Source organism: Rhizobium sp. BR 314 (assembly GCF_047445805.1).
Taxonomy (GTDB): Bacteria; Pseudomonadota; Alphaproteobacteria; order Rhizobiales; family Rhizobiaceae; genus Rhizobium; species Rhizobium lusitanum_B.
In genome coordinates this window covers 319,205-341,545 of record NZ_JARWLA010000005.1, presented here as the reverse complement: position 1 = coordinate 341,545, position 22,341 = coordinate 319,205, and the positions used below count along the sequence as shown (strand labels likewise).

Below are 22,341 nucleotides of genomic sequence, written 5' to 3'. Positions count from 1 at the left end.
ACTGCACTTAGCTATGGCGCGCCAACTTATGTGACGCTGCACGACAGATGTTTAACTAGCTGCGCTCGCGCAGGGCGAATGTCGCCCCAGCCAGCAGGATGAAGATGCCGATGATGGCGAGCTGCAACGTGCTTGGAATGCCGACGAAGATCAACACGTTGCTGACCAGCGTTATGAGGAGCACTCCCAACAGCGTCCCTATCACCGACCCGGAGCCACCGGTGATGCGCGCGCCACCCAGCACGACGGCGGCAATGATTTCAAGCTCCATACCGGCAAGATCGAAAGGATTGGCGAGACGGTTGCTCGAGACATGAATCACGCCGGCGATACCCGCGAGCAAACCGGCATAAGCAAATACGAAGATCCGCACGCGAAAGAGATTGATGCCAAGACGCTCAGCGATCGACGGATTACCGCCAACGGCGAAGATGGCGCGTCCCATGAGGGTCCGCTCGAGAATGAACCATGTCACAAGGGCGGCCGCAATCAGAACCAGGACGGAGGCAGGCAGCACGGATACGACGCCATTCGATGCATGATGTGTAAAGAGCGAGGCTTTACCGAAAGCATCCATCGCGGATGGAATATTCATAAACAATGCCGTGCCGACAAAGGTCAGCAGAAAGCTGCGGATGACATATTGCGTGCCGATGGTGACAATCAGCGACGGCGCCTGCAGCTTCTGTACCAGAACACCGTTGAGCGCGCCGAAAGCCGCGCCCCCGAGAGCCGCAAGTATGAGCACGATCGTCATCGGCGTTTCCGGAAACCAGTCCGTGACGAGCATGGTCAGCACGTACATCACAAAAGCCGCAATCGCCGTAAACGAAACGTCGATCCCGCCTGAGGCCAGAACCACCAGCACGCCCATGGCAAACAGCCCGCGCACCACCGAAGCCCGCAGAATGTCGACAACATTGCTCATCTGAAGAAAATCGGGATTGGCCGCGATCACGATAAGGCAGGTAGCGACGGTTAGAAGCAGTGTGAAGAGCTCCGGCCGGCGCCCCATCAAATCCCACAGGCGAGGCCTCAACCCTTTGCGCTGCCGGCTGAAATTGGTCGCGGATGCGATCTCGCTCATTGCGCGATCTCCTTCGAAGTGCTGGCCATGGATTGATAGATTACGTCTTCAGTCAGCCCATCAGCTTTGTGGGCTGCCACGACGCGGCCCTGACGCATGACGAGAATGCGATCGCAGTTCTGAAGCAGCTCCGGCAGATCGTCGCTGATGATGATGACGCCCATACCATCGTCAGCCAGCCGCTGAATGATGCGGAAGATCGTATCCTTCGATCCGACATCCACGCCAACGGTCGGACCGTGCAGGATGAGCAGCTTGGGATTGATCGTCAGCCAGCGGCCGATCAGGACACGCTGCTGATTTCCGCCGGAAAGCGACTGGACCGGAATGGTAACGTCGGGCGCGACGATCTGGAGATCGCTGACGCTTTCCTCCGCGCGCTTACGCGCCCTGCGGGGACTGATCATCCCGAATGCGTTGCGCAAGCGGTCGAGGATGGGGAGCGTGATGTTGTCCTGTATCGGCTTTTCCAGAAACAAGCCTTCGGTGAGCCTGTCTTCCGGCACATAGCCGATGCCGTGCTGGATCGCCTCGGCGGTCGACCGCGGCGAAATTTCCTCACCGTTCAGACGGATCCTGCCGCTCAACGCCGGCTTGACCCCGGCGAGCGCCAGCGCCAGCTCGTTCCGGCCGGAGTCGAGCAGCCCGGTAACACCCAATATCTCGCCTTTTTTCAAGCTGAGTGAAACATCTTGGAATGCATGGCCACCATCGAGTTTCTCGACATCAAGCATCACCTCACTCAATTTCGGATCGGTGCGATACCTGGTCTCGCTGATCTCGCGGCCGGTCATCCAGCGGCTGAATTCCGCCTTGCTGTGAGCGGCGACATCGAGTTCGGCCACCTTCAGGCCGTCCCGCATGATAATCGCCCGGCCACCGAGTGACTTGCATTCGTCGAGCTTGTGCGTGACGAAAAGCACGGCCACGCCCTTGCCGCGCATTCTTTCGACGACCTTCAGCAGATTTTCCACCTCCTGGCGCGTAAGCGACGTCGTCGGCTCATCCATGATGACCAGCCGCGCCTCCGAAGCGACGGTCCGGGCAATTGCGATCAGCTGGCGCGTGGCAAGCGGCAAGGTATCGGTGCGGCGCGTCAGGAAGGCGCGGTCGGTCGGCAGATGCACTTCAGCAAGGGCACGGCGTGCCGTTTCATGAAGCGCCGCGACATCTAGTCTGCGAGCCAGGCGGCCCGAGGCTTCGACGAGCTGTTCCGTGAATGCGACATTCTCTGCAACCGAGAGATTGGGAAGAAGCGACAGGTCCTGATAAACCGTCTCAATGCCGGCGCGCAATGCACCGATCGCGCCCAAATCGCCGGCTTGTTCGCCGGTTGGTTGGCCATCGATCAGAATTTGTCCTTCATCGGCAAGCTGCGCGCCCGAAAGGATCTTGATGAGCGTGCTCTTGCCACAGCCATTCTCACCCATCAGGTGGTAGATCTGTCCGGCCTCGACGACGAGGCTGACGTCCTTCAACGCCTTGACGCCGCCAAAGGATTTCCTGACGTTTCGGGCCTCGAGAAACGGCGGCGGGGCATTAGGCAGGGCATCGGTCGTGCTCATGATCAATTCCTGAAGCTCTCAGTCCTTTTCTTCCGGAGGCGGTGGTGGTGCACGCCCCCCCGGAAGACGGCCTGACGAGTTATGCTCTCTCTATCAGAACGGGAACTTCTTGTAGTTGGACTTGTCGGCATCCACCCAGGCCTGACCCTGAATGACGATACCCTTGCCCGGTCCCTTGATGACGGTCATCTTCTCATAACCCGGCACGCCGAGGTTCGCGCCGTCCTTGATCTCTTCGCCCTTCAGAACCATGTCCGCGACCTTGTTCATGACATAGCCGGCGTCCTTCGGATCCCAGAAGAAGATCTGGTTGACGGCACCGCTTTCCAGATAGGGTCCGGTATCCTTCGGCAGGCCGAGGCCGTAAACGCAGGTCTTGCCCTGCAGGCCCGCTTCCTCGACGGCACGGCCGATGCCGATGACGTCGATGGCCGACGATCCCTGGAAGCCCTTGATGTCAGGGTACTTGCGCAGGATTTCCTTGGCCTTTTCATAGGCGCGATTGGCATCGTTGAAGGACTCGTTCTTCGCTGAGACGAGCTCCATGCCCGGATTTTTCTTGGCGTTCTCGGCCGCCGCATCGACCCACTGATTATGCGTCAGGCTGCCGAGCGACCCAACGAAGGTCGTCCACTTGCCCGATTTGCCCATGCATTCCGAGAGTTTCTCGTTGATGCGCGCACCGAAGGCCTTGTTGTCGAAGGCTTCGATATCGACATCCGTGTTTACCAGGCTGTCACCCTCATGCGTGATGACCTTGATGCCGCGCTGGGATGCACGTCGCAAAACGCCTTCCAGTGCGGACGGGTCCATCGGAACAACGGCGATTGCCGAAACATTCTTTGCAACGAGGTCCTCGACCAGGCGTGTCTGCTGGGCGGCGTCTGCCTTGCCCGGGCCAATCTGGCTGGTGCTGACACTGGCATTGTCCTTGCCGTAGTTATCGACGCCTTCATTCATGCGAATGAACCAGTTTTCCCCGGTGACCTTGACCACCGTCACGATGGACGGCTTGTCTTTGGCAATTGCCACACCTGCACTGACCGCGGCCGCCAGCACCGTGCAAGCTGCGAGTTTCGAAATTCTGCTCATATGTTTCCTCCTTTGATACAAGCAAATTGCGCTTTGATGATTGATTTGACCGACTGCCAAGACCGCCAGGTTCAAGGTCGGCAATAGATGCCGCTATCGTCGTTTCGGCTGCAGCCAGTAGCCGAGATGGACCCGTACCGATGCCAGCAAGGCCAGCAGCAGGACACCCCAGGCGAGATCGCGGAAGAAGTTCGAGATATTCATGAAATTGAAGAGGCTCGAGAGAATTTGCAGTGCCGTTGCAGCGAGCAACACGCAGATCACCTTTCCATAGCCACCTTCCGGCTTCACTCCACCGAGAACAGCAATCAGAATGGCGATCAGAACATACGAACCACCATAATCCCACTTCACTGATGAGTTACGTGCTGCGATGATAATACCGGCAACAGATGCAAGTACACCACAAAGCGTATAGGTAATAAGCAGCATTCGCTTTTCATTGATGCCGCCATACCGCGCAGCTTTTGCATTGCTTCCAAGCAGCATCAGCTTCACACCGAATGGCGTGTATTTCAAAAGAAATGCAAGAACGGCAGCAATCGCGAGAAACAAGGCAAAGCACATCGGAATTCCGAGGACAGGCATGTTTCCAAAATTATCGAGCGGTTCGATATAGCCCATGCTGATCGCCGAGCCGTTGGTTAAGAAAACCGCTATACCTGTGAACAAGAGCTGCGTGCCCAATGTCGCAATCAGCGGCGTTAAGCGCGCATACGCAATGACAATTCCGTTCATTAATCCGCCTGCGATGCCGACGACCAATGATAAGCCAGCAAAAGCCCAGGCAAATAGAAGCGGACTCTCGGAAACCGGAATAAACTGACGAGTTATGAGAAATGCAATGATGCCAGCAAGATTCGCCAGCGCAATACCGGAGAGATCGATACCGCCATTACCGGAAATCATGGCCAGCATAACACCCAAGGCAAGTAGCCCCAGCTCAGGCACTTGAGACGCCATGGACTGCAGATTGTAGCTATCCAAAAATGTCGCACCGGCCAGCATTCCGCCGGCAACGAGAACAGCACAATTTATCAACGCCAGAAAGAGCGTCTGGCGATCCAGTCTAGATGGCGACACGTCTTTTCCCTCCCACGCGATGAGATGCTTTAGCACCTCATTCAGATCCGCCGCCCCCGCGGCAGGTCGGCAATTTGAATATTGCCAGCCATTATTGACATTTGTCAGAATGAATTGTCGCTTGTCAATAAGTTTCACGCGGCGGTCATCAAAACTTTGCGTGACGGCCATGAAAGCACGGCGAGAGGGCGCTCGGGCATGCGCGTAACCGCCGAGAATCTCGCCTTCAAGCAGGTTCGATCCGCGTCAGCTCTGTCGTATCGCGCCCCTCCCGTTACGATAGGCCGCCCCTGGAAACCAGCAAGGCCAGCGTGTCGGAGAACCGACCGGCAAGCTCAGGCCTTAACCAAATTTTAACCTTTAAATTGAAGCGAGATCGGCCCTAATGTAGAGAGGGCGAGGTAATTTGTGTTTTTGCCGGATCGCCAATTGAATACCGATATAATATATCAAATCCAGGCTTTTATCGAAGAATACGCGGGGAAAATTCTTCCTGTCGCGCTGATATTGCTTGCCGCTGAGTTTATTTTCCCAAAGTCCAAATATACCTATATGTCCCACATCCGCGGCGCTGCTTTCTGCGTCGCCAACATCGTCATTACGAAAGTCAGCCTCACGCTGTTCTACAGATTGTGGGAGGAAATCGGCATCAGGCCGGTGTTCCACATCGACCTGAGATTCCTATCGGAGTTTTCCGACGTCTGGCTGCTGAAGGCCTTCGGCGGGATCGTCGCTTCCCTGATCGTGCTACAGGCCAGCGAGTTTTTCTATTATTGGTTTCATCGGCTTCAACACAGCAACAGGTTCTTCTGGCGCTTTCACGCCGAACACCATTCGCTGGAAGAGATGAGCGCCTTCAACAGCAACCATCACTTCAGCGAGGAGATATTCCGGATCCCTTTCCTGATCATCCCGGTCTCGCTTCTCTTCAGTTTCGAGCAGGGATATGTGCCGTGGATCTGGGTTTTCCTCGTGCGCTGGCAGGGCTATTTCGAGCACAGCTCGACACGCCTGCACCTCGGTTGGGTGCGATATCTGTTTCCCGACAACCGCTTTCATCGCATCCATCACTCCGTCGAGCGGCAGCATTTCAATCGGAACTTCGGCAGCGGATCGGCGATCTGGGATATATTGTTCGGAACGGCATATTATCCGAAGGCCGACGAATGGCCTGATGTCGGTCTGCCGAACGTCCGCGAGCCGCAGAATTTCAAGGAGTTTCTGCTCCGGCCGTTTCGGAGCAGAAAGATACAGCTTCATCCGACGCCAACAGCAGAGGACGTCAGCTTCAACCCCGCCGGCGAATGATCCCTATCCGGTGCGTCCGTTAGGACACGTTACGGCGGGAAGCAGCCGGAGCGGATACGATCAAGGACGCTCCCGGGCCGCCAACCGGCGCTCGATATCGTCAATAACCGGCAGCAAATCGGCAACTGTATCGACGATGTAATGAGCGCCGTGCTTCTTGAGCTCCGCGGACGCTCGCTCGCGAACCGCTGCAAGCGCCTCGGGCGCCATGGCAGCGACCTCCTCCAGCGTAAGGCCCGCTTCGTTGCCGCTCAAGGCGACACCGACCGTCCAGCAGCCGGCCGCGACGCCTTCGTCAATGCCGACGCCGGTGTCGTCGACCTTGATAACAGCGCTTGCAGGCCAGACATCGAGATCCAGAAAGCACTTGTACATATTCATCGGCGTCGGCCGGCCATGCGGCAGATCGCCGGCGCAGACGAGATTATCGACCTCATAGCCCTGCTCTTTTGCAAGCGGCAGAACGCGCGCCATGATCGAGCGGGTATAGCCCGTCGTCGAGCCGATCTTCAATCCGCGCTGGCGCAATGTGCCCACCACTTCCTTGGTGCCAGGCACCAGATCGGCAAATTTATGCACCACCTCCTCGTTCATCGGAACAAAGACTTCGTAGACGGCATCGACATCTGCGGCCGTCGGCGCCTTGCCGTGACGTGCGGTCCATAGGTCACGAATACGAGGCTGCTTCAGCATCGCATCGATATGGTCCCATTTCGGGCGGCCCATCGGCTCTCGCGCCTCTGAAATGGTGACCTCGATGCCGAAGCGGCCGAAAGCCTCGACGAAGACACCCATGGGAGCGAAGGATCCGAAATCGATAACGGTTCCCGCCCAGTCGAATACCACGGCTTTAAGTTGGCTCATTGGCCTATCTCCCATGAACGCGACGTTGAACCATAAAGATCGTCGATAACCTGCTCACCGAGCGCGAAACCGGTCGACGCGCCTGTGCCGCCCGTCACCATGACCAAGCGAATATGATCGGCAGGGCGCTCCACAAGCACCGTCCGTTCCTTGGAAGAGGCGTAGGTGCCGATCCAGCGATTGACGACATGACGCTCCGGAAGGTCGAACACACGATCGAATTCATCGAGAATGAGCTGATCGAACCGGTCGCTGGCAAACGGTTGCTGCGCGTTGCCATAGACGTGACTGTCGCCGACGACAAGCGAACCATCGGCCGATTGAACCGCAATGAGGTGAATGCCGGCGGCGCGGCTTTCGGGCTCTTCGTTATCCAGTCGCCTTCCAAGCGCTTCGGCTTCCGGCAGGGCGGAGAAGCCTTCATAGCGCGCAAAACTCATGTCCGACATGACAGCAGCGCCAAATCGGCTAGCTCTGTTCGGTGCGACACGCAACATCTGCAGCGTGCAGATGGTGAGCGCGTGCTTGCCGATCACATCCGGGAAGAGTGTGGAAAAGTCATCGCCGGGGCACACGACAACCGCCTCCACCTCGATCGGCCCGTGGCTCGTTTCGATCCGCGTTCCATCAATCGAACGCACCGCCGTATTCCAATGAAAGTCGACCTTGTGCCTGGCTTCAAGCCAGGCGGCAAGCTTCGGCAGCGCTTCCGAAGATTCGACGCGCAGTTCATGTGGGCTGTAAAGGACCGACTGAACGTCACCAAGGCGCAGGCTCGGCACGATTTCGCCCGCTTCGGCTTTCGTTACAAGGCGGCACCTCTCCCCCATCGGGTTTTCGAGAAAGGCTTCAACCACGGCGGCGGCTTCCGAGCGACGTGCCGGCATGACCAGACCACGATGCACGACCGCAATACCCGCTTCATCGACAATTTCGGCCCAGACGTCGCGGGCCCGCATGGCGCGCTCCCAATGCGCACCCGCTTTCTGCCCTGAAACGGTAATGAAGCCGAAATTGCGGATGGATGCGCCAATAGCCTTGGCATTGCGCTCGATGACAACAACTTTCTTGCCCTGCTGCACGGCTGCCAACGCAGCGCCCAGGCCGACAATGCCGGCGCCGACAACCGCGAGATCATATCCACCCGCCATCATTCTACCCTTTCTCAGCCTGCCTCAGTTCAGGCTGCGGCTTATAGGGCAGAACATAGCGAAATCATATGACAAAATTATAAATTATGCAGAATCATATGGTTTAGCTATAATTTGCATCAATTAAACGGCAGAACACCGTCCATCTCAAGCGCATGGTCCTTCGCAACCTCGAAGAATGCCTGGATCGCCGCGTGGTCGCGGCATTCCGGTAAGGTGACGAGATAGTGGCTGATTGCCAGTTCCGGTTCGACGAGCGGGACGACATCGATATGATCGTCGGAGCGGACTTCGCCTTCGATGGAGATTGCCAAACCGATACCGGCGGCAGCGGCGGCGTAGGCAACATCGAGTGTCGCCACCTCGAGAACAGGCTTCAGCCGTACACTCTCCTTGGCGGCGGCCGCCTCCAGTAACGAGCGTGTGCCGGAGGATTTGTTCCAGAGCACCATGTCCTGGCCGTCAAGATCGGCGAGCGTCAATCGACCCCTCTCCAGCATCGGGTCTCCCTTGCGGCCGTAGATCGCTACACGGGATTGATGCAGAAGAAGCGACGAGAAGCGGCTGTCCGGCGCGGCCTGGGAGATCGCGGCGACATCCAACTCACCGCGCAGCACCACATCGGCAAGCTCCAACGATGGTCCGCCACGCGTCGTCAGACGCAGAGCGGGATATTGCCGGACGAATGCCGTCAGGATCGGCATGATGAGCCGATGGGCGCTGAAACCGATCGAGATCGTGCCGGTGTTCAGCGATGTCGTGTCGGCTATTACACGGTCGACCTCACCGAGGCATTTCAGCGTCACCCTGATCTTGGCGATCAGATCCAGCGCCGATGGTGCGACACTGACATTGTGACCGTCGCGGATGAAGATGCGGGTGCGGCACAAATCCTCGAAGGATTGAATTTGCGTGGAGACCGAAGGCTGGCTGATCCCCAGAATTTCGGCTGCCCGCGAGAACTTTCCCGTGCGCGCCAACGCCTCGACGGCTCTCATCTGCGCAAGCGTAACAGATGGCATTTACGACGATCCTACCCTGAAATTGCAGCGATACTCTTCAATAGGTCGCCAGCCCCACCGTGGCAACTTGCTTCCATCGACGACAGACCATGCGAGCGGCAGGCCATGCGAGCCGCTCTTGCCCCTACGGATGCATGCCATGACGCCGCTCACGCGGTTTCCCAGCGCGACTATTGACATCTTCATACATGAATATATTCTGCGTATATGCATAAATGGCCACCCCGGTCATCTGAGAGTGAGCCGGAACGAGAGAGCCGGCGAGGACGGAGGCAAGATCGAGCGGGGTATCTGCCGCCTCGGGAGACCATCGTTCGGGAGGAGTGAAATGACTGACGATAATACGGCGGTGCAAAGCGCCGTGCGCAAGGCGACCATTCGCCTTCTGCCCTTTCTGGGCCTGATGTTGATCCTGAATTTTCTCGATCGCTCCAATGTCGGCTTCGCCAAGACGGCCTATCAGGCCGATACCGGCATTTCGGATGCAGCCTACGCCTTCGGCGCCGGCATTCTCTATCTGGGCTATGCGACATTCGAGGTACCGAGCAATCTGATCATGCAGCGCGTCGGCGCGCGTCTTTGGCTCAGCCGGATCATGATCACCTGGGGGATCGTCTCCGCCTGTATGGTCTTTGCCCATACGGCGACCAGCTATTACATCGTCCGTTTCTTGCTGGGCGTTTGCGAGGCAGGCTTCTATCCCGGTGTCCTGCTCTATCTCACCTATTGGTTCCCGGCCAAACAGCGGGCGCGGGCTACCGGCCTATTCTATCTGGGCGTGCCCTTGTCGCTGGTGATCGGCGCACCGCTCTCCGGCTGGCTGCTGACCCATCATGACGTGCTCGGCCTCACCAACTGGCAATGGATGTTTGCCGTGGAAGGCCTGGCGGCGACAGTTGTCGGCATTTTTGCACTCTTCTTCCTGACGAGCCGCCCGCGCGAGGCGAAATGGCTGACAGATGAGGAGAAAAACGCACTGACCGCTGTCATCGAGGCGGAAGAGCGTGGCAAACTCTACGAGGTGAAGCACTCCGTCTTCAGCGTTCTGAAGGACTGGCGCGTACTCGCCTTCATCGGCATTTATCTCTTCATCCAGATCGGCGTCGGCCCGATAACCTTCTACCTCCCTGCCAGATTGGCGCAGGCCATGGGCGGCGGCATCAATACCTGGGTCGGGATGCTGCTGGGCCTTCCCTGGTTCTGCGCCCTCATAGCTACGCGCATCTTCACCGTCTATGCCGACAAGCACGACAATCATCGCATCGTCTGCATTTCCATGCTGACCATCGGCACCCTGGCGCTTGCCACCATCGGTCTGACCATGAACCCCTGGGTGATGGTGATTGCCGCCTGCATCGCAGTGCCGGGACTTGCCTCTTCACAGCCGGTGTTCTGGAGCCTGCCGACCCGCTATCTGGGTGGCGTTGGCGCTGCTAGCGGCATTGCCTTCATCGTCTCGCTCGGTAATCTCGGCAGCTTCGCCTCACCGCAGATTAAGGCCTATGTCGATGCCACCACCGGCAATGGTGACGTCGGCTTTTATATCCTCGCCGGCTGCTGCTTCCTATCGGTCATACTGCTCGTTGCGCTTGGTTCGCATCGCAGCTGGATCGCCGATGCCGAGCCCACGGTCGGCGGGAGCCGTTCGCACTGAACTGCGACGCCGTAAAGCAACTGGGTCCCGCCTTGCACTCCTCTCAACGATGAAGAGCCTCAAGCGGGATCGAAGTTCTTTGTCCGCCTTGAAATCAGTTATATTTTGCGGCGCAACAGCCTCATTTCATAACCATTCGTTTATATCCAACACAAAACATATCATTTGTCCCACTTCCCATCGGCCACCTAGGTTTCTGCACGCGGCGGTTCAACTGTCGCAAAATACCTTGGGAGGAAGGAATGGAGTTTTCATCCAGAAAGGTGCTGGCAACGGCACTGCTTTTGCTATCCGTGAATTTTACAGCGACCCATGTATCCGCTCAGAGTTTTTTGCCAGCCAACAGGGACGTGCCGCAGGGATCGGCATTCTGGGACGAGATACCGACCCAGGTTCCCGATGGCGCCAAGCCCGGCGAGATCTATTGGGCTAAGCAGCGTCTGGACGCACCTAAGGGATCGAAGGGCTGGGACGTCATTTATGTGGCCGCCGGCGTTGGCGAAAAACTGACTTATGTTTCCGGCGAAATCTATCTGCCTGATCAGGCTCCGGCCGGTCAGCGTAAGCTCGTCCTTTGGAATCATGAAACCGCCGGCATGGAGGATAGCTGCGCGCCATCGCGGCGAAGCCTGGTGGACAAATGGGGAGTTCGCATCCCGGCGATAGAAGATCTGCTGAAGAAGGGTTTTGCGGTCGTGACGAGCGACTATCAGGGCCTCGGCACGCCTGGCGCAACAGCTTATCTGAATGGGACCGCGCAGGCGCAAGCGTCGCTGGACGCCGTTAGATTTGCCCAGACGTTTCCGGGAGCAAATGTCGGACCGAAATTCACCGCCTATGGCTGGTCGCAAGGCGGCCAGACCTCCCTGTGGCTTGCCCATCTGCAGGAAAGCTATGCGCCTGAACTCCAGCTGCTCGGCGTGGGCGAAATTGCTCCGGCGTCCCGGCATTGGGATCTGACCGAATATGACCTGACGACGACCATTACCGGCGGCTATTACATCTCGCGCATGGTCGGGCTACATGTCGGCCATCCCGAGCTGAAATTGCGCGACGTGCTCTCCGTCGACGGCCTCGAAATGCTGGAAAACCTCAGCGCCGGCTGCTGGACGATCGCCGACAAGACGCAGGGCAAACCGACCACGCTCTTTGCAAATCAGGAAGGATTGAAGCCCGGCAAGCCCTGGCGAGAACTGCTCGAAAAGAACGATGCCTTCCTGCCGGTCAAGAATGTGCCTTTCGTCTTTTTCCAGGGCGACAAGGACGACGCGGTGCCGGTGCAATTGACCCGCAAGGTCGCGGCCGACCTGTGCCAGCAGGGAGTCCCGGTCGACTACAGGGAAAGCCAGGGATTGGATCATGAAACAATCGTCCCTATCGCCGCCGCGGCACTGCCGGCCTGGTTTGAAGATCGGTTCGAGGGAAGTCCGGCGCAGAAGGCATGCCCCAAACCGAATTGATCCAACCATCGGCCGCTTCTTGCGAGCTCCTGCATTCGCCAGTAACCTATGCAGGAGCGTCACCCTTTATCGGCGCGATGCCGAAAGGAAAATCGATGATCAGCCTCGGTGTTTTGACAACCTATACTGCAGTCGTACTGGGGCTGATGATCATTCCAGGGCCGGCCACTCTACTAACATTGGCACGAGCCGTTAGCGGCGGTAGGCGCACGGGGCTTGCAACAGGGCTGGGGATTGCCGCTGGCGATCTCTTCCACACGATGATGGCGACGTTCGGGCTATCAGCGCTACTGGCAACATCGGCACTGGCATTCGAGATCGTCAAATATGCGGGCGTTATCTATCTGATCTACCTCGGCTTCAAGGCGTTTGTAGAAAAAGCCGAGAGCTTGGAGATGCCGGCTGCGCAGGCAATCACGCCGATCCGTGCATTTCGGCAGGGATTCTTCACCGAAATACTCAATCCCAAGACCGCCCTGTTCTTTCTGGCTTTCCTGCCGCAGTTCATTCACCCGGAGAACGGATCGGTCATCGCGCAGTTTGCTGTGCTGGGTGCCATCTTCGTCGGCCTCAGTATCTCTGTCACGTCGCTGCTGGCCGTTGGAGCCGGCTCGATCGGCGGCTGGCTGCGCCAAAACCGTAGAGTTGGCCGGTGGCAGGGGAAGATCGTCGGAACGATTTATGTCGCCCTTGGCCTGAGGCTTGCGCTTCAGCAACAGTGATGCGGTTCAGCGACGGTCGTCCCGCTGCGTCTCCTGCAATGCTTGCCTGCGGGCGATTTCGCGCGGCGCGTAGCCGAAAGCTCGTTTGAACATCGATGTAAAAGCGGCAGGGTTCCGGTAGCCCAGATCCAGGGCAATCGTGGTGACCGGTGTACCAGCGACAAGCCGCGGCAATGCAGCGTGCAGACAAGCCTGTTGCCGCCATTCAACGAAACTCAAGCCCGTTTCCAGGCGAAACATCCGTGTAAACGCGCGGCGGCTCATGCTTAGATCTCTCGCCCAGTGGTCGATCGTATCATGCGCAGTGGGGTGCAGAAGGAAATCCTGGCATCGCTGCACCAGCACAGGGCTCCGCGGCAATGGCAGGGAAAGCGGCAGCGGCTTCAATCGCGCCAGTTCGTGGAGAAGCAACGCCATCAACGCCCCCGACCGGTCCGTCCGATCATACTCGACAGGAATGTCGACGGCTTCCGCAATCAAAGCGCGAAGCAGCGGCGATATCTCAACCACCTGGCAGTGATCCGGTATCGTATCGATGGCCTGGGGCTCGATGTAGATGCTGCGCATACTGACATCACCGAGCATGCGGACACTATGCGTAATGCCGGGAGGAATCCACATGCCTCGCTCAGGCGGCATGACGAGGGTACCATTCGGGGTGGTCGCCAGAACCACGCCCGAATAGCCATAAAGCAATTGCGCACGGCGATGCTGATGCGGCTCGACACGGTGCCCATCCTTATACTCATTGCCGAGTGCGACAAGCGGCCGCTCGACATCGATGAAAGGATCAATCCGGCTGTTCCTGACCATTTTGGCCCAGTCTCGTAATAATTGCGCCTAATCGCGGTAGCGGGCGATCTGTTCTTTCAATATCAGCGCGGATAACAAATTGAAAGCGAGTGCCATGAGCCAGGTCATGAACGCGCCCCGCGCGGCGACTACGATATACCCGATCCTCTTCGTTGCCAGTCTCGGCCACTTCATCAACGACGTGACGCAATCCCTGCTGCCGGCGAGCTATCCGGTGCTGAAAGCGGGCTTCGCACTGAGCTTCGCCCAGCTCGGCATACTCACATTCGTTTATCAAGTAACGGCCTCGATCCTGCAGCCGTTCGTCGGATGGTACACCGACGGCAAGCCGCAGCCCTACTCGCTTCCCTTCGGCATGGCCTGCAGCTGCGCCGGCATGGTGACGCTCGGCTTTGCGCCTAACTATTGGGTTCTGGTGCTGGGCGCAGTCCTTCTCGGGTTCGGTTCCTCGATCTTCCATCCGGAGGCGTCGCGCATCGCGCGGCTGGCGTCCGGCGGCAAGCATGGATTTGCGCAATCCGTGTTTCAGGTCGGCGGCAATTTCGGCACGTCGCTCGGCCCCTTGCTGGCGGCGTTCTTCATCCTGCCGCACGGGCAGCGGGGCATGGCTTTCCTTGCCATCCTCGCATTCCTCGGCATTCTCATCCTGAGCGGCCTCGGGCGCTGGTATCAAATGAACGGGCAAAGTCTTCGCGCGCCGGCCAAATCCGGCAAGAAGCACAAGGCGCTCTCTCTGTCGCGCATCCGCGTCGGCATCGCAATCGCTGTGCTGATCGCATTGATCTTCTCGAAATATTTCTATCTTGCGAGCTTCACCAGCTACTATAATTTCTACCTGATGGACCGGTTCGGGCTTTCCGAACGATCCGCGCAGCTCTGCCAGTTCGTCTTCTTCGCTGCGGTCGCTTTCGGCACCATGATCGGTGGCCCGGTGGGAGATCGCATCGGACGCAAGAAGGTTATCTGGGCCTCGATCCTCGGCATATTGCCGTTCACGCTTGTGCTGCCCCATGCCAGCCTTGAGGTCACCGTGATCCTCAGCGCCATCATCGGCACCGTCATCGCCTCGGCGTTCTCGGCAATTGTGGTCTATGCGCAGGAGCTGATGCCCGGCCGCGTCGGCATGGTCTCGGGCCTGTTCTTCGGCTTCGCCTTCGGCATGGGCGGCATCGGGGCTGCAGCCCTTGGCGTCCTGGCCGACCGGACCAGCATCGAGTTCGTGTTCGAACTCTGCGCATTCCTGCCGCTGATCGGGCTTTTGACGATCCTGTTGCCGAACGTCGAAGACTGATTGCACAAAGGCCGCCGAAACGACCGATCTCGCTGAGAAGAAGATATCGTTTCAGCGGCTATGTCTGACGATACGGAAGTTCATTTCGGCGCGCAGGCCAAAGCCGAGGGCGCTGTAGAGCGAGATGGCCGAACTGTTTGCGGCATAGGCATGCAGATATGCGGTTTCGTCCCTTGCAGAGATTTCTCCTGCAACGAACCGGAACAACAGCTTGCCGAAGCCCCGCCCCTGGAAATCGGGGTGAGTGCAGAGGCCGCTGAGTTCGGCAAAGCCGGTTTGGCGCATACGCTGGCCGGCCATTGCAACCAGTCGGCCATCGATCTTCATGCCCCAGAAGGCACCCAGGTTCTGGGCGCGTAACGTGAATGGACCCGGTTTGGTCAGGGCAGCAAGCGCAAGCATGTCTTCAGCGTCGGCCTCCGTCAGCGGCACGATACGGCTGTCAACAATCCGCTGATAGGGCCTTTCAGCAATCATCTGCACGAGCCTGGCGTTGGAGAGGATCGTCAATCCTGGTGGAGTGTCGATCGGCCCAGTCTCGACAAGCGCGGCGGCCTCACCCAAAGCAAGCAGATCCTCGAGAGCTTCGAGGCTTGCAGCGGAGCTATCGGCGGAAGCCGCGAAAGGCACGATCGAGGGAGGATAGCGCAGAGCTTGGTCGCCGCCCTCGGCCAGCGCAGCATGGACGGTTCGGAGGGCGTTCCAGACCGGGCGATCAAGAATATGGCTCATGATTTCCGCTCCTTGTTCGGGTTGGCCCGCTTGGCAAGCGGCATGGCGGCAAGCCCATCCTCGATATTGGCGAGGTGTTGCAGGATCGGCCCTGAGAAATCATCGCAAAGCTCGGCCACAGCCTGCTCGACGCGCGGCCAGACCGATTGCCTAGAATAATCCACCAGTTCCTGTCCCTTCGATGTCAGTGAAACCAGCCTTCGGCGCTGGTCTTCCGGCGAAGTTCTTATGTCAACGTAATCCATCTCCAGCAATTGGGAGACGGTGCGCGTAGCGCCCGGTTGCGCGATACCGACGGCCTGAGCAAGTTCGCCGACCGTCAGCGGACCTGCGCGGTCGAGCGCTGCCAGAAACGGATATTGCGCAGCCTGAAGGGAGACGGCGAGCTCCTCCATGATTTGCTGTGTATCGGCCTGCAAGCGTTCGCCAATACGGCGAAGACGGCTGCCCAGACAAAGAAAACCGAGTGATTTGACGATATCCTCAACCAAAACAGCGCTCCACAGATATATAACAAGTTATATATCGTGTTATATAAAAGCCATCTGGCTTCTGTCAACGCCGTTCTGAGGTCGGTGATGTCTGTGTAATTTCATCGGGCGGTCCTGCGGCCTCCCCGCAAGATAGGATGATATTGCCGACCGCTTACCTTGCCGGGACGACTTCCTGCGGAGCGATTCCAGAAAAAGCGGAAGCGCTTGAGTGCCATCCGAATTTGCCTGATGAAGAAAACAGGACCGGCCCGCGAAAGGGGGTTCGCTCCTCGTATTGGAACGCTTTCGCGCCCGGCCCTGCATTCCTGGCAGGCCGCACCTGCTGGAAGCGGGGCTTTTGCTCGCCGATTGCGGCGAGAGATTGGCTGCCAGCAAGGAAATTCCAAACGTCCGAGACTGACGACCCCTCAGCTTGTTTCAAGGTTCGGATCTAGCAATGCCTACGAGGATCGCCGGAGTGAACCGCCTTTGACGCTAAGCCCGTCGTGTAGTCGATCCCGGCGCCTGGGTGTTGCAAGGTCCTGGTTTGCCTACTCCTCGTCGCTACTCAATGCGGGCACTGCGACCTCAATGATCGCATGGTTCGCCGCCCGAAGGCTGCCTTCGAACTGAGGCCGCACCTCAAGAGGCTATGTCGATATTCCTCTATCCGGCTGCAGGAATTGCCATGCTCCCGATGTTAACCATCTATTAAGATTTGCGGCCGTTCCACGACGAGTCAAATTGACTTCGGAAAGCTCAAAATTTAACGATTCGTTAACACTGTTCCTTTGGGCAAAGGCGTTTGTATGTTTTGTGTCGTCCGGCCGACCAGCCTGCTTTCCGCAGCCAAGAGCATTCTTTCAGCTTTGATTTTTGCGACAACTGTCCTTGCCTGGGAAATGGGGGCCTCGGCGGCACCAAGCCCGGTGATGTCGACAGGCTCGATCACCTCACAGCCAATCGGACACTACGATTTCTGCCAGCGCCGCCCCGACGAGTGTTCGATCCATCCGAGCGATCTGCGCCCCATCAGTATCAACCAGAAGACCTGGGAGGAGATCGTCGAGGTCAACACCTCCGTCAATAGATGGGTCAAGCCGGTCAGCGATTTCGACCACTACGGCGTGGTGCAATACTGGAACTATCCGGACGACGGCATGGGCAATTGCGAACATTATGCTCTCGAAAAGCGTCGCGAACTGATGAAGAAGGGCATATCGCCCGCCAACCTGTTGATCACGGTCGTGCGTCTGCCGGACGGAGAAGGTCACGCCGTCGTCACGGTACGCACGGATCGGGGCGACTTCATCCTCGACAACCTCACCGATCAGGTCAAAAACTGGACGCAAACGCCCTATCATTACCTGAAGCGGCAGGCGACCAACGATACCGGCCGTTGGGTCGACATCATCCAGAAGCCGACCGTTGTGGCGAGCATGACCAACTGAGAACATGCCTCGCGAGAGTGCGCAGCGGTTTTGAGAGGCACATTCAGGATCAAAAGCTGATGCAAAGGAAGCGACGCCTTGAGATTGCGAGCCGCTTCAGGCATCTATTCCTCCAGCATGCGTGCCAGCATATGCCTGATATGATCCTGACTACCGAAGAAAATGGCGGCGACGACGATCACCTGCCGCTCTTCATCCGGTAGGAACCAAATAGCGGCCCGATCGCGCCGCAGGAAGCGGATGCCGGGATGAATATCCGGCCGCAACGTGCCGATGTAAGGCGTCTCCACCAATCGATCTATGTCGATGCGAAGCTGGCGAACTCGATCGGCCGCGCGTGCCCAAGCTTCCTCCGAAGCATCTCCGAGGCCGCCATAGGCCGCCAGCAGGTGATCGAAGATCAGGTCGAAATCGCGGAAGGCGGCGCGGGAATACTCAACCGTCCACACGCAAGGCTCGCCGCTTTCGTTCAATCATATCCTCGATACCCTCTTCCATATCGGCGGCCGAGACTTTCGGGCCTTCCAATCGGCGCTTGATCAGGGCGCGAAGGGCGTCCGTTTCGGCCGCTTCCGCCTCGGTCTTCTGGCGCAAGAGCTCCAGGCCCTGTTGCAGAACCGAGCTCAGGCTCGAGTAACGTCCGGTCTCCACGAGCGACCGAGCGAAAGCATCTTGCTGTTCGGTCAGGGAGATCGATGATTTGACACTCATAGGGCAAGCTCCTTTGCTGCATAAAATGCTACTCAGTCGCATACAAGTCAAGCTGGCCGATTTTCCGGGGCCCCTTACGCTTGATTTGGCCCGCAGGGCGGAAGGCGCCTCCCCTGGACTCCTCATATCGTTGGCCGAACCGCTTCATCTTGCCGAGCGGGACGCCGACGCTTCGCTCACGAATATCGACATGCCTTTCCGCTCGGCCTGCACGGCCCCAATAAGGGATCGGACGAAGCGGATGCGTTCATCACAACGCTTGCGGGATATATGGTTGTCGCGTCGCGTGTGGGCTGGCTGGCAATGTCGGTTCCCCTCCATCGCACCTCAACCGGCTTACCCATCGGGTGCCACTTCGCCGCCGCCAGGGAAAGGGACGCTATGCTCTTTTCGCTGGCGCTGCAGCTCGAGGAAGCCGCCCCCTAGTTCGCCGATCTGATCGCTTTGCCCGAGGTAACGGCATGCCGCAAAAGCTGAAGGATGACGTGCGCTATCGCATCGTGGAGGCTGGAGCCGCCGTCTTTGCCGAAAAGGGCTTTGTCGCCGCAAGGCTCGCCGACGCGGCGGAGCGGGCAGGGATCAGTACCGGCAACATCTACAAATACTTCGACGACAAGGAGAGCCTGTTCAACGCCATCGTCACGGTCCCCATCGCCGCGCAACTGCTGCGGCTCTTGCGCACTCGCCTCAGGGAATTCCAAAGGCTGGACGCTTGGGAGAGTGCCACTGCAAGCAGCTCCGATGCTACTCGTGCGCTGCTCGCGTTCTGGATAGAGCATCGCCTGGCCGCCCTCATCCTCCTGCGCGGCCCCGCGGAACGCGTTTCGAGCGTGTGAGGACCGTGATGATCCATGAAATGGAACGACTGGCCTGCGCCCATACGGAGAAACGAGGAGGAGGCAGCGCTCTTTCCTCTCCCGCAAGATTTGTTTTACATAGGGTTTTCGCCTGCGCAGTCGACTTGATCGCCGATATTCTTGAAGAGCATCAGAATCCGATAGCCATCCAGCAGGCCGTCGCCGTCTTCTGGCGCCATCAGCTTGCCGGATTGCAGGCTTTGCTAAATCCTTCGTGAAACGGAAACTCCCTTCGCGCGGCATTTGCGCCTTCGAAGCTTCGAAAGCTGGCGCTGTTCCCGCATAGACGCGCAACGGCGTTGCATCTGGAGTTGCGTGAAACGGTAGGCAGGAACGATACGAAGACTCCAGAGGTGAGTGGCCCCAGGTGCGGCAAGATTGCCGCCTTGGTTGTATCGATCACTCGATCGTCGGATCAGCGAGGGCCGGCCTCGCATAGTTTATCCCGTTCCTGCCAACGCTTGGACCTCACGCTGTTTGAATCTAGCACGCAGCGCCTTGATAGCTGAAAGCAGCAGCACGGCAACCTAACCTTGCTCGGCAAGCGCAGCCAAACCACATCAGTACGCAAGGCTGTTTCCGCGCCGCGCGACGCTGAAACTTAAGTATTTGTATTCAATTCATAATTTTCCAGACTACTTACTGAGGGCATTGCCCGCAACATCAGTATATTCGCAGATTCTTTTGTTAGAAGTTTATACATTAACTAAATACTAATAAACAACTTAACTCCCGTCCGAATATTAGATACCCATTACTCAAGCAAGAGGTAATGGTCGTGGACGATATTGATACAAACTTCCGAAAACACAGCAATAGCGCCTCCGCAACCGTTGATGGCATTGAGATTTTACGCCTCGATGCCGATCAAGCACTCGCCAAAGGCCATGCCTCCCCAGAAACCGCTTCTAACATGGAAGGCAAAATGCAAACTGGAGATGCAAATCAATATGGATCAGCCTATCCGCTGCGACAGGGGGCCCTCACCTTCCCAAGCGTACTGATAGGGGGATTGCCCATCACCGTCGTCGACCGGCGCAGTGCCGCTTCGCTTATGATCGAGGTTGCACGACATCGCCGCAGCGATAATCGGCCGCACTATTTCACCTCCGCCAATGGCGAGGTCGTCGCACGTGTTCATGCGGACGAAAAGATTGCCAGGCTCTTCCGCGAGGCCGATCAGATCCTTGCCGATGGCCAACCGCTTGTCATGGCTTCGCGATGGCTCTGCAGCGTGAGCCTGCCTGAGCGCGTGGCAACGACGGACCTGTTCCATGACGTAGCCGCCCTCGCAGAGCAGGAAGGCATTAGTTTCTATCTGCTGGGAGCGACGGAAGCGGAGAACCAAAAGGCCGTGACCACCACCCGCGAGAGCTATCCGAACCTGCGCATTGCCGGCCATTGCCATGGTTATCTCTCCGGGGAGGAACTCGAAAGGAAACTCGACGAAATCAATGCGCTTGCCCCCGATATATTGTGGCTCGGACTTGGCGTTCCGCGTGAGCAGATCTTCGTACACGACTTTGCCGCGCGGCTTGCAAATGTCGGCGTCATCAAGACATCCGGTGGTCTTTTCGATCATCTGGCGCAGAAAACCAGACGAGCGCCGATATGGGTGCAGAAAGCCGGCTTCGAGTGGTGCTGGCGGGTGCTGATGGAGCCGCGCAGACTTTTCTGGCGGTACTTCACGACCAATCCCTATGCCATTTACGCGATCCTGAGGTTCTCGAAATGACCATCAAGCAATCCTTTGAACGACTTGCCACTGAAACCGATACGGACATAGCCATCGTCGGCGGAGGGCTCTCCGGAACGCTCGCTGCCACCATACTTGGCCGCGCCGGCTATCGCGTGACATTGATCGACCGCCATCGCATCGTTCCCGACGAATTCCGCGTGGAAAAGATGAGCGGTAGCCAGATCGATACGCTGCAACGGCTTCGCCTCCTCGGGCCTGTCTCCGCCGCAGCTGTTGCGTTTGATGAGGTCATCCACATGCGCAACGGACGCATGCTGGACCGGACGAATGATCGTCAGTTTGGCTTCCTTTACAGTAGGCTCGTTTCCGCCCTCCGTGCCGCCTTGCCTGCAAATGTAGACTTCGTCGTCGGCCAGGTGAATGGGGTGCAAACGGGCGCGACGCGCCAGCACATTGCAGTCCTTGGGCAAGATGAGATGACGGCGAAGCTTTTGGTGCTCGCCACCGGTATGGGTGACATATTACGCCGAGACCTCGGAATCTCGCACAGATCGGTCGCCGAGAAGCGCTCGCTCGCCTTCGGTTGCAATCTTCGCCCGGTCGGAACGAAGAGCCTCCGCCACATGGCTCTCACCTATCATGGGACCTCTGATGGCATCGATCACATGAACCTGTTCCCCGTCCCTGGCGGCACTCGCGCCAATCTCTTCGTTTTCCGCGATCCGCGCGACCCGTGGATCAAGTCGCTTCATGAGAACCCGAAGGACACGCTTGCCGCTATCTTCCCGTCCCTGATTGAGACTGCCGGTGACTTCGACATCGTCGGTAAAGTCGACAGCTGGCTCACAGACATCACCATTGCCGAGAATTGCAGGCAAGACGGCGTCGTCCTGATCGGGGATGCCTTTCAGTCCTCCTGTCCGGCAACCGGGATTGGGGTCAGCCGGTTGCTGACGGATGTAGAGCGCCTGTGCACGGCCTACATCCCGCAATGGATGGCCGAAACCGCCTTCGATCGCGCCAAGATCGCCGCCTATTACGATGATCCTCAAAAACAGGAAAGCGATGCCATCGCGCTGCAATTGGCCTCGCACCGCCGCAACCTAGCAGTCAACACCGATTTGCGCTGGCGCACGCGCCGTCAGATCCATTTCTTGCGGCGCCGTGCAGTGCATGCGCTTGAGAAGCTGAGCCCTGCGCTTGCAACAAAACTATATCGTCATGCAGCGAGATATGTGAAATCCCCCGCCCGTTCGCCAGCTTAATAGAAACGCCTGCAATGTCTGACGCGCAGCGAAGCACAGCT

At 58.1% G+C, this 22,341-nt stretch carries 22 protein-coding genes; 10 read left to right on the top strand and 12 right to left on the bottom strand.

Annotated elements, in window-relative coordinates:
* Positions 1–55: 55 nt before the first annotated feature.
* From QD461_RS10215 to QD461_RS10200, 4 genes are all read right to left on the bottom strand, one after another.
* Positions 56–1,087 (bottom strand): ABC transporter permease, encoded by a 1,032-nt coding sequence (locus tag QD461_RS10215; RefSeq protein ID WP_414087637.1) that lies wholly within the window; start codon positions 1,085–1,087, stop codon positions 56–58.
* Positions 1,084–2,652 (bottom strand): sugar ABC transporter ATP-binding protein, encoded by a 1,569-nt coding sequence (locus QD461_RS10210; protein ID WP_414087636.1) that lies wholly within the window; start codon positions 2,650–2,652, stop codon positions 1,084–1,086. The genes QD461_RS10215 and QD461_RS10210 overlap by 4 nt, the downstream gene beginning before the upstream one ends.
* 93 nt (positions 2,653–2,745) lie before the next feature.
* Positions 2,746–3,744 (bottom strand): autoinducer 2 ABC transporter substrate-binding protein, encoded by a 999-nt coding sequence (locus QD461_RS10205; protein ID WP_414087635.1) that lies wholly within the window; start codon positions 3,742–3,744, stop codon positions 2,746–2,748.
* A 93-nt stretch (positions 3,745–3,837) separates the two neighbouring features.
* Positions 3,838–4,827: an ABC transporter permease gene (locus tag QD461_RS10200; RefSeq protein ID WP_414087659.1), complete on the bottom strand. Its 990-nt coding sequence runs from the start codon at positions 4,825–4,827 to the stop codon at positions 3,838–3,840.
* 552 nt (positions 4,828–5,379) lie between these two features.
* Between QD461_RS10200 and QD461_RS10195 the strand changes: the two genes are divergently transcribed.
* On the top strand, positions 5,380–6,135 hold the full coding sequence (locus QD461_RS10195) for a sterol desaturase family protein (protein ID WP_414087634.1): 756 nt from the start codon (positions 5,380–5,382) through the stop codon (positions 6,133–6,135).
* A 60-nt stretch (positions 6,136–6,195) separates the two neighbouring features.
* On the opposite strand, the gene phnX is transcribed toward QD461_RS10195, so the two are convergent.
* The 3 genes from phnX to QD461_RS10180 all read right to left on the bottom strand — a co-directional run bounded on the left by phnX (position 6,196) and on the right by QD461_RS10180 (position 9,172).
* Complete coding sequence (gene phnX, locus QD461_RS10190; protein WP_414087633.1) at positions 6,196–6,999, bottom strand: phosphonoacetaldehyde hydrolase; 804 nt, start codon at positions 6,997–6,999, stop codon at positions 6,196–6,198.
* The gene (locus QD461_RS10185) at positions 6,996–8,153 is read right to left on the bottom strand and encodes a TIGR03364 family FAD-dependent oxidoreductase (protein WP_414087632.1); all 1,158 of its coding nucleotides are present in this window, start codon (positions 8,151–8,153) and stop codon (positions 6,996–6,998) included. The genes phnX and QD461_RS10185 overlap by 4 nt, the downstream gene beginning before the upstream one ends.
* 116 nt (positions 8,154–8,269) lie before the next feature.
* Positions 8,270–9,172, bottom strand: a complete 903-nt coding sequence (locus QD461_RS10180) for a LysR family transcriptional regulator (RefSeq protein WP_414087631.1) — start codon at positions 9,170–9,172, stop codon at positions 8,270–8,272.
* A 328-nt stretch (positions 9,173–9,500) separates the two neighbouring features.
* Between QD461_RS10180 and QD461_RS10175 the strand changes: the two genes are divergently transcribed.
* The 3 genes from QD461_RS10175 to QD461_RS10165 all read left to right on the top strand — a co-directional run bounded on the left by QD461_RS10175 (position 9,501) and on the right by QD461_RS10165 (position 13,008).
* On the top strand, positions 9,501–10,826 hold the full coding sequence (locus tag QD461_RS10175) for an MFS transporter (protein WP_414087630.1): 1,326 nt from the start codon (positions 9,501–9,503) through the stop codon (positions 10,824–10,826).
* A 242-nt stretch (positions 10,827–11,068) separates the two neighbouring features.
* Positions 11,069–12,286, top strand: a complete 1,218-nt coding sequence (locus QD461_RS10170; protein WP_414087629.1) for a lipase family protein — start codon at positions 11,069–11,071, stop codon at positions 12,284–12,286.
* A gap of 95 nt (positions 12,287–12,381) precedes the next feature.
* Positions 12,382–13,008 carry a LysE family translocator gene (locus tag QD461_RS10165; protein ID WP_414087628.1) on the top strand — a complete coding sequence of 209 codons (627 nt, stop codon included), beginning with the start codon at positions 12,382–12,384 and terminating at the stop codon, positions 13,006–13,008.
* 6 nt (positions 13,009–13,014) lie between these two features.
* On the opposite strand, the gene QD461_RS10160 is transcribed toward QD461_RS10165, so the two are convergent.
* Positions 13,015–13,821, bottom strand: a complete 807-nt coding sequence (locus QD461_RS10160) for an AraC family transcriptional regulator (RefSeq protein ID WP_414087627.1) — start codon at positions 13,819–13,821, stop codon at positions 13,015–13,017.
* A gap of 79 nt (positions 13,822–13,900) precedes the next feature.
* Here QD461_RS10160 and QD461_RS10155 point away from each other — a divergent pair, with 79 nt between their 5' ends.
* On the top strand, positions 13,901–15,112 hold the full coding sequence (locus QD461_RS10155) for an MFS transporter (RefSeq protein ID WP_414087626.1): 1,212 nt from the start codon (positions 13,901–13,903) through the stop codon (positions 15,110–15,112).
* Positions 15,113–15,163: 51 nt separating this feature from the next.
* On the opposite strand, the gene QD461_RS10150 is transcribed toward QD461_RS10155, so the two are convergent.
* Positions 15,164–15,844: a GNAT family N-acetyltransferase gene (locus QD461_RS10150; RefSeq protein WP_414087625.1), complete on the bottom strand. Its 681-nt coding sequence runs from the start codon at positions 15,842–15,844 to the stop codon at positions 15,164–15,166.
* Complete coding sequence (locus QD461_RS10145) at positions 15,841–16,335, bottom strand: MarR family winged helix-turn-helix transcriptional regulator (protein WP_414087624.1); 495 nt, start codon at positions 16,333–16,335, stop codon at positions 15,841–15,843. The genes QD461_RS10150 and QD461_RS10145 overlap by 4 nt, the downstream gene beginning before the upstream one ends.
* Before the next feature lie 791 nt (positions 16,336–17,126).
* Here QD461_RS10145 and QD461_RS10140 point away from each other — a divergent pair.
* The gene (locus tag QD461_RS10140; RefSeq protein WP_414087623.1) at positions 17,127–17,768 is read left to right on the top strand and encodes a transglutaminase-like cysteine peptidase; all 642 of its coding nucleotides are present in this window, start codon (positions 17,127–17,129) and stop codon (positions 17,766–17,768) included.
* A 104-nt stretch (positions 17,769–17,872) separates the two neighbouring features.
* Here the strand turns inward: QD461_RS10140 and QD461_RS10135 are convergent, their stop codons facing one another.
* Positions 17,873–18,217 carry a type II toxin-antitoxin system RelE/ParE family toxin gene (locus QD461_RS10135; protein WP_414087622.1) on the bottom strand — a complete coding sequence of 115 codons (345 nt, stop codon included), beginning with the start codon at positions 18,215–18,217 and terminating at the stop codon, positions 17,873–17,875.
* Positions 18,204–18,479, bottom strand: a complete 276-nt coding sequence (locus tag QD461_RS10130; protein ID WP_414087621.1) for a type II toxin-antitoxin system ParD family antitoxin — start codon at positions 18,477–18,479, stop codon at positions 18,204–18,206. The genes QD461_RS10135 and QD461_RS10130 overlap by 14 nt, the downstream gene beginning before the upstream one ends.
* A 461-nt stretch (positions 18,480–18,940) precedes the next feature.
* Between QD461_RS10130 and QD461_RS10125 the strand changes: the two genes are divergently transcribed.
* The 4 genes from QD461_RS10125 to QD461_RS10110 all read left to right on the top strand — a co-directional run bounded on the left by QD461_RS10125 (position 18,941) and on the right by QD461_RS10110 (position 22,300).
* Positions 18,941–19,315: a TetR/AcrR family transcriptional regulator gene (locus QD461_RS10125; RefSeq protein ID WP_414087620.1), complete on the top strand. Its 375-nt coding sequence runs from the start codon at positions 18,941–18,943 to the stop codon at positions 19,313–19,315.
* An 8-nt stretch (positions 19,316–19,323) separates the two neighbouring features.
* Positions 19,324–19,554 carry a hypothetical protein gene (locus QD461_RS10120; RefSeq protein ID WP_414087619.1) on the top strand — a complete coding sequence of 77 codons (231 nt, stop codon included), beginning with the start codon at positions 19,324–19,326 and terminating at the stop codon, positions 19,552–19,554.
* 707 nt (positions 19,555–20,261) lie between these two features.
* A complete protein-coding gene (locus QD461_RS10115; protein WP_414087618.1) occupies positions 20,262–21,071 on the top strand; it encodes a WecB/TagA/CpsF family glycosyltransferase in 810 nt (269 codons plus the stop codon).
* Positions 21,068–22,300: an FAD-dependent oxidoreductase gene (locus tag QD461_RS10110; RefSeq protein ID WP_414087617.1), complete on the top strand. Its 1,233-nt coding sequence runs from the start codon at positions 21,068–21,070 to the stop codon at positions 22,298–22,300. The genes QD461_RS10115 and QD461_RS10110 overlap by 4 nt, the downstream gene beginning before the upstream one ends.
* Positions 22,301–22,341 lie beyond the last annotated feature (41 nt).

Excerpts from the sequence above, each read along its gene's own strand:
- QD461_RS10170 (WP_414087629.1), top strand. The coding sequence starts at position 11,069 with ATGGAGTTTTCATCCAGAAAGGTGCTGGCAACGGCACTGCTTTTGCTA.
- QD461_RS10205 (WP_414087635.1), bottom strand. The coding sequence starts at position 3,744 with ATGAGCAGAATTTCGAAACTCGCAGCTTGCACGGTGCTGGCGGCCGCG.
- phnX (WP_414087633.1), bottom strand. The coding sequence starts at position 6,999 with ATGAGCCAACTTAAAGCCGTGGTATTCGACTGGGCGGGAACCGTTATC.
- QD461_RS10175 (WP_414087630.1), top strand. The coding sequence starts at position 9,501 with ATGACTGACGATAATACGGCGGTGCAAAGCGCCGTGCGCAAGGCGACC.
- QD461_RS10210 (WP_414087636.1), bottom strand. The coding sequence starts at position 2,652 with ATGAGCACGACCGATGCCCTGCCTAATGCCCCGCCGCCGTTTCTCGAG.
- QD461_RS10185 (WP_414087632.1), bottom strand. The coding sequence starts at position 8,153 with ATGATGGCGGGTGGATATGATCTCGCGGTTGTCGGCGCCGGCATTGTC.
- QD461_RS10160 (WP_414087627.1), bottom strand. The coding sequence starts at position 13,821 with ATGGTCAGGAACAGCCGGATTGATCCTTTCATCGATGTCGAGCGGCCG.
- QD461_RS10140 (WP_414087623.1), top strand. The coding sequence starts at position 17,127 with ATGTTTTGTGTCGTCCGGCCGACCAGCCTGCTTTCCGCAGCCAAGAGC.
- QD461_RS10195 (WP_414087634.1), top strand. The coding sequence starts at position 5,380 with ATGTCCCACATCCGCGGCGCTGCTTTCTGCGTCGCCAACATCGTCATT.
- QD461_RS10115 (WP_414087618.1), top strand. The coding sequence starts at position 20,262 with ATGCAAACTGGAGATGCAAATCAATATGGATCAGCCTATCCGCTGCGA.
- QD461_RS10130 (WP_414087621.1), bottom strand. The coding sequence starts at position 18,479 with ATGAGTGTCAAATCATCGATCTCCCTGACCGAACAGCAAGATGCTTTC.
- QD461_RS10110 (WP_414087617.1), top strand. The coding sequence starts at position 21,068 with ATGACCATCAAGCAATCCTTTGAACGACTTGCCACTGAAACCGATACG.
- QD461_RS10215 (WP_414087637.1), bottom strand. The coding sequence starts at position 1,087 with ATGAGCGAGATCGCATCCGCGACCAATTTCAGCCGGCAGCGCAAAGGG.
- QD461_RS10165 (WP_414087628.1), top strand. The coding sequence starts at position 12,382 with ATGATCAGCCTCGGTGTTTTGACAACCTATACTGCAGTCGTACTGGGG.
- QD461_RS10150 (WP_414087625.1), bottom strand. The coding sequence starts at position 15,844 with ATGAGCCATATTCTTGATCGCCCGGTCTGGAACGCCCTCCGAACCGTC.
- QD461_RS10120 (WP_414087619.1), top strand. The coding sequence starts at position 19,324 with ATGATCCATGAAATGGAACGACTGGCCTGCGCCCATACGGAGAAACGA.
- QD461_RS10125 (WP_414087620.1), top strand. The coding sequence starts at position 18,941 with ATGCCGCAAAAGCTGAAGGATGACGTGCGCTATCGCATCGTGGAGGCT.
- QD461_RS10180 (WP_414087631.1), bottom strand. The coding sequence starts at position 9,172 with ATGCCATCTGTTACGCTTGCGCAGATGAGAGCCGTCGAGGCGTTGGCG.